Source organism: Mycobacterium sp. E3247 (genome assembly GCF_001667785.1).
Classification (GTDB): domain Bacteria; phylum Actinomycetota; class Actinomycetes; order Mycobacteriales; family Mycobacteriaceae; genus Mycobacterium.
Genome location: NZ_LZJG01000231.1, coordinates 1 through 5316 on the forward strand (window position 1 = coordinate 1; position 5316 = coordinate 5316).

Consider the following 5316-nt stretch of genomic DNA (forward strand, 5'->3'; position numbering starts at 1 on the left):
CGCCTCCTCGGCGGCCTTGAGCCGGTTGGGGGGGACGTCGGTGGCCCGCATGGACTGCGACATGTCGATGACCAGCACGACCACCGCGCGGTTGCGCGGGATGCGCATGTCGTGGGTGGGTGTGGCCATCGCGACGGTCAGCAGTACCAGTGAGGTCGCCAGCAGGATCGTCGGCACGTGCCGCCACCGGCTGGGGTGCGCAGGCGCGACCCGCTCCAGCACCTCCATGTTGGCAAAGCGCAGCACGCGCCGGCGGCGGGCGAACTGCAGCACGACGTAGATGCCCAGGACCAGCAGAACGGCGAGCAGGAACAGGAAGAACCACGCGTTCTGGAAGCCGGTGACCGACACGGGGCCCAGCAGGGGCAACTTCATGTCCAGCCACACTATGCGCCGAACGTCGGCGCTGCACCGCGCCTACCGGGCGGTCACCCCACGACGAGGTCGCGGCGCTGCGTGAACTTGATGTCCAGGCTGCGCAGATGGGTCTGCAAACCGGCGTCCTGAATGGGAATCAGGTGGGCGGGCCGATCGGTCTCGTTGTAGTGGGCGTGCCACATTCCGGGCGGCGTGGTGAAGGCGCCGCCCGCCTGCCACTCGACCCGGATGGGGTTGACTATGTCGCCGTGCTCGTCGAGGCGGGTCCCCAGCAGGGTGTAGCAGCCGCTTTCCGGCGCGTCGAGGATCAGGTCGAGGGCGACCGATTGATGCCGGTGCGGGCGCTGCACCTGATTGGCCGGAAGCACGCCGAACATCGCCCACAGCACGTGGGTGATGGTCAGCGTCTGCTCCTGGTTGGCGTTGGCGAGCAGGACGCTGACCCGGCTCTTCTCGTTGGCGCCGGGCTGCGACGCGATCTCTTCGAGCTTGGCCACCGCATCCGCACGGCAGAACTTCGTCGCACGGAAGCGCGGCTGGGTCGCTTCGGCCCCGAGGTAACGCAGCAGCGGCTCGTCGTGCACCCAGTACATCGCCGTTTCGGCGGCGGCGTAGAACACGGTGTGGGTGCCGGCGGGCAGCGTCAGGAAGTCGCCCTTCTCGAACTCGACGAGGTGGCCGTTGACCGCCGCGAAGCCACGCCCGTAGAGGACGTAGTACAGCTGGGAGGTGGCGTTGGGGCTGGCGTCGATCTGCTCGCCGCGGCGAATGCGCACGAAGTTGGCCAACAGCGCGGGGCTGGTCGCCGCACCGGTGTTGATGCCAAGTTCTTTCGACAGGTCGAGGGGGAAGATTCCGGTCGGCTGATCGACGTAGATCTCCGGGTCAAAGCGGGAAATCGGAACCTGCGGCGCGAGCCCGGACCCGATGGGATTGGCGGCTTTGGAGTATTCGAAGTAGCACGCGTCGTCGGCCCAGTCTTCGAAGCGGCCCTCGAAGCCGTACTCGGCGACGTTGATCATCGGTGCGGGAATCGTCGGATCCAGGTTGGGGACCAGCGACTGGTTCGTTTCCAGAGTGGACATGGCGAAGGGTCCTTAAGCTCGGGTACGTCTTACATCTGTAATGTATCTATCTTGTATCTAAGCGTCAAGACCAGCTGCGACCGGAATCGCTTGGTGTACGGTCGACTGCCTGAGATACGACTTAGCTACGGGGAAGGTAGCAGTGGCAACGATCGACCCGCGGCCGGGCACGGCCAAGGACCGCGCGCTGGACTACGTCAAGACGCGGGTGCTGACCGGCGCGTTCCCCGGCGGGGAGCTGATCAGCGAGGGCGACGTCGCCACGGCGCTGGGGATGTCCCGCACGCCGGTGCGCGAGGCGTTCCTGCGGCTGGAGGCCGAGGGCCTGCTGCGGCTGTACCCCCAACGCGGCGCGCTGGTTGTCCCCGTGTCACCCGACGAGGTCCGATCGGTGATGGAGGCGCGACTGGTGCTCGAGCAGTTCGCCGCGACGAAGGTGGTGGGCCGCGGCCCGGCCGTGTGCGCCGCGGTTTTCGAGCGGATGTCGGCCGAGCTCGAGCGGCAGCGCGCCGCCGTCGACCGCACCGATTGGCCCGAATTCCTCGACGCCGACCGCGCCTTCCACGCCGTGACGCTGGCCGAGTCGGGGAACGTCATCCTGGCGGGTTTCTACGCGTCGCTGCGGGATCGGCAGATGCGGATGATCGGCGAGTCGGCGCTGCGCGACCCCGACCGGGTGAGGACGATCCTGGACGAGCACCGCGAGATCGCCGAGGCGCTGCGTGACGGCGACGCCCCCCGAGCGCTGCGCGCGGTGCAGACGCACCTGGCCGGCACGGTGCGCGCCATCGGGCTCGCCGCCGACCTGCTCTGACCCCCGGCCCAATTGTGTTAGAAGTCCGTCTTTTCGGGGAAATCCTCGTCGAGATGGCGCCCACCCCGGGAGCCGTTATGACAGGAGCTGAAATGGTCGGATCCATCATCCTCGCCATCATCGTGGGGGCGATCATCGGTGTCGTCGCCCGCCTGGTGATGCCGGGCAAGCAGAACGTCGGCATGATCATGACCGTCGTGATCGGCGCCGTAGGCGGCCTGATCGGTTCGGCGGTCGCCAGCCAGTTCGGATACCACAACGCCAACGGTGGCATCGCGTGGATTCCGTTCTTCATCGGAGTCGGCGCCGCCGTCGTCCTCATCGCCCTCTACGAGGCGCTGACGGGTCGCCGCACCGGCACCCGGCTCACCCGCTGAACCGAAAGCTGCGCCGCTCGTCCGCTTTTCGGGCGAGCGGCGTCAGCCCGCGATCAACACGGCGTAGCGCGGCTTGATGACGTCGTCGATGATCGCCAACCGCTCGTCGAACGGAAGGAATGCCGACTTCATCGCGTTGATGGTGAACCGCTCCAGGTCGCTCCACCCGTAGCCGAAAGCCTGTACCAGCCGGTGCATTTCGCGGCTCATCGAGGTATCGCTCATCAGCCGGTTGTCCGTGTTGACGGTGACCCGGAATCGCGTGCGGGCCAGCAGGTCGAACGGATGGTCGGCGATGCTTTTCACCGCACCGGTCTGCACGTTGGAACTGGGACACAGCTCGAGCGGAATTCGCTTGTCCCGCAAGATGGCCGCCAGCCTTCCCAATCTCACTTCGCCGCCACCCAGGACGTCGATGTCGTCGACGATGCGCACCCCGTGGCCCAGGCGGTCGGCGCCGCAGAACGCGATCGCCTCGTGGATGGAGGGCAGGCCGAACGCCTCGCCCGCGTGAATGGTGAAGCGCGCGTTGTGGTCTCGCATGTACTCGAAGGCGTCCAGGTGCCGCGTCGGCGGGTTTCCCGCCTCGGCGCCGGCGATGTCGAAACCGACAACTCCCTTGTCCCGGAACCGGATAGCCAGCGCGGCGATCTCCCGGGACACGGCGGCGTGGCGCATGGCGGTGACCAGCAGCCGCACCACGATCGGCCGGCCCGCGGCGGCGCAGGCCTTCTCGCCGTCGGCGAAGCCGGCCAGCACGGAGTCGACGATCGCGTCGAAGGACAGCCCCCGGTCGATGTGCAACTCGGGCGCGAACCGGACCTCGGCGTAGACGACCGAATCGGCGGCCAGGTCCTCGACGCACTCGTAGGCGACGCGGTGCAGCGCGTCGGGTGTCTGCATCACCGCCACGGTGTGCGAGAACGGCTCCAGGTAGCGCTCCAGCGAGCCGCTGTGCGACTGCGTGCGAAACCAGGTGGCCAGCTCGTCGACGTCGGTGGTGGGCAACCCGTCGTAGCCGGTTTGTTCGGCGATCTCCACCACGGTCGACGGGCGCAGCCCCCCGTCGAGATGATCGTGCAGCAGCGCCTTGGGCGCCTTCTTGATCTGCTCGAGGCCCAGTGGCGTGGTCACGTGACGATCCGATCGATGATCAGCGGCCGCGGGGCCGGCGGTGTGTCGCCGACGCTGTAGCCGCCTTCCAGCTCGGCCAGCGCGGCGCCGAAGCGTTCCGGAGTGTCGGTGTAGAGGGTGAACAGCGGCGCGCCGGCCGAAACCGGCTCCCCGGGACGGCGGTGGATCCGGACGCCGGCGCCGGCCTGCACCCGTTCGCCCGGACGGGACCTGCCCGCGCCGAGCCGCCATGCCGCCAGCCCCACTGCCATCGCGTCGATATCGCCCATTGTGCCGCCCCGGGCGGCGGTCACGGTGTCGGAATGCGCACCGATCGGCAACGGAACCGACAAATCGCCGCCCTGGGCGGCGATCAGCCGGCGGAATCGGTCCATCGCGGTGCCGTCGCGCAGCGTGTCGGCGGGGTCGCGGGCGTCGAGCCCGGCCAGCTCGAGCATCTCGGCGGCCAACCGCAGCGTCAGCGCCACCACGTCGGGCGGGCCGCCGCCGGCCAGCACCTCCAGCGACTCGGCGACCTCCACGGCGTTGCCGACCGTCGCGCCGAGGGGGGCGTTCATGTCGGTCAGCAGCGCACGGGTGGGCACGCCGTGCGCGGCGCCCAGTTCCACCATGGTGTGGGCCAGCTCGCGGCAGCGCTGCGGGGAGCTCAGCAGCGCCCCGGAGCCGACCTTCACGTCGAGCACCAGCGCTCCGGCGCCCTCAGCCAGCTTCTTGCTCATCACCGAGCTGGCGATCAGCGGCAGCGACTCGACCGTGGCGGTGACGTCGCGCAGCGCGTACAGCTTGGCGTCGGCCGGCGCCAATTCCCCGGCGGCGAAGATGGCCGCGCCGACATCGCGGAGCTGGTCGCGCACCCGACGGTTGGACAGCGTGGCGGTGAACCCGGCGATGGACTCGAGCTTGTCCAGCGTGCCGCCCGTGTGCCCGAGCCCTCGCCCCGACGCCTGCGGCACCGCCGCGCCGCAGGCCGCGACCACGGCAACCAGCGGCAGGGTGATCTTGTCCCCCACTCCCCCGGTGGAGTGCTTGTCCACGGTGGGCGTGCCCAGGTCGCTGAAGTCGAGCCGTTCCCCGGACGCCAGCATCGCCGCGGTCCAGCTGGCGGTCTCGCCGTGGTCCATACCGCGCAGGAAGATCGCCATCAGCAGCGCCGACATCTGTTCCTCGGCGACCCGGCCATGGGTGTACGCGTCGACCACCCACTCGATGGCGGCGTCGGACAGCCGGCCGCCGTCGCGCTTGGTGCGGATCACCGTCGGGGCGTCGAAGTTCAAGTCGGTCAACGGGGTTCCCGCGGCAGGTCGGCGGTGAACGCGTCGGGCAGCAGCTCGCCGAGGCGGCGGGGACCGTCCGGATGGTCGACCAGCAGCTCGGGGCCGCCGTGCTCCAGCAGCAGCTGGCGGCACCGCCCGCACGGCATCAGCGGGGATCCCCGCCCGTCGACACAGGCCAGCGCGATCAGCCGGCCGCCGCCGCCCGTGTGCAGGGCGCACACCACACCGCATTCGGCACAGAGACCAAGGCCATA

The 5316-nt window shown here is 69.3% G+C and carries 7 protein-coding genes; 2 read left to right on the forward strand and 5 right to left on the reverse strand.

Annotated features, from left to right (window positions below):
- A partial coding sequence (locus A9X04_RS12385; protein WP_197509151.1) for a BatA domain-containing protein occupies nucleotides 1–375 on the reverse strand: 375 nt, incomplete at its 3' end.
- Nucleotides 376–428: 53 nt separating this feature from the next.
- Nucleotides 429–1463 (reverse strand): cupin, encoded by a 1035-nt coding sequence (locus A9X04_RS12390; RefSeq protein WP_067920709.1) that lies wholly within the window; start codon nucleotides 1461–1463, stop codon nucleotides 429–431.
- A gap of 142 nt (nucleotides 1464–1605) precedes the next feature.
- Between A9X04_RS12390 and A9X04_RS12395 the strand changes: the two genes are divergently transcribed.
- Nucleotides 1606–2277: a GntR family transcriptional regulator gene (locus tag A9X04_RS12395; RefSeq protein ID WP_067920711.1), complete on the forward strand. Its 672-nt coding sequence runs from the start codon at nucleotides 1606–1608 to the stop codon at nucleotides 2275–2277.
- Between the two features lie 92 nt (nucleotides 2278–2369).
- Entirely contained in the window at nucleotides 2370–2654 is a 285-nt protein-coding gene (locus tag A9X04_RS12400; RefSeq protein ID WP_067920713.1) for a GlsB/YeaQ/YmgE family stress response membrane protein, read from the forward strand.
- Between the two features lie 42 nt (nucleotides 2655–2696).
- Here A9X04_RS12400 and A9X04_RS12405 read toward each other — a convergent pair whose 3' ends face one another.
- The 3 genes from A9X04_RS12405 to A9X04_RS12415 form a co-directional block, all read right to left on the reverse strand.
- On the reverse strand, nucleotides 2697–3788 hold the full coding sequence (locus tag A9X04_RS12405; protein WP_067920715.1) for an adenosine deaminase: 1092 nt from the start codon (nucleotides 3786–3788) through the stop codon (nucleotides 2697–2699).
- A complete protein-coding gene (locus A9X04_RS12410) occupies nucleotides 3785–5071 on the reverse strand; it encodes a thymidine phosphorylase (RefSeq protein ID WP_067920717.1) in 1287 nt (428 codons plus the stop codon). Before A9X04_RS12410 ends, A9X04_RS12405 begins: the two co-directional genes overlap by 4 nt.
- Nucleotides 5068–5316, reverse strand: a 249-nt coding sequence (locus A9X04_RS12415; protein WP_082974969.1) for a cytidine deaminase, incomplete at its 5' end; no start/stop codon positions are given. The genes A9X04_RS12415 and A9X04_RS12410, both read right to left, overlap by 4 nt.

Bases quoted from the DNA above. Each gene is read 5' to 3' on its own strand.
- A9X04_RS12390 (WP_067920709.1), bottom strand. From the start codon at position 1,463: ATGTCCACTCTGGAAACGAACCAGTCGCTGGTCCCCAACCTGGATCCG.
- A9X04_RS12400 (WP_067920713.1), top strand. From the start codon at position 2,370: ATGGTCGGATCCATCATCCTCGCCATCATCGTGGGGGCGATCATCGGT.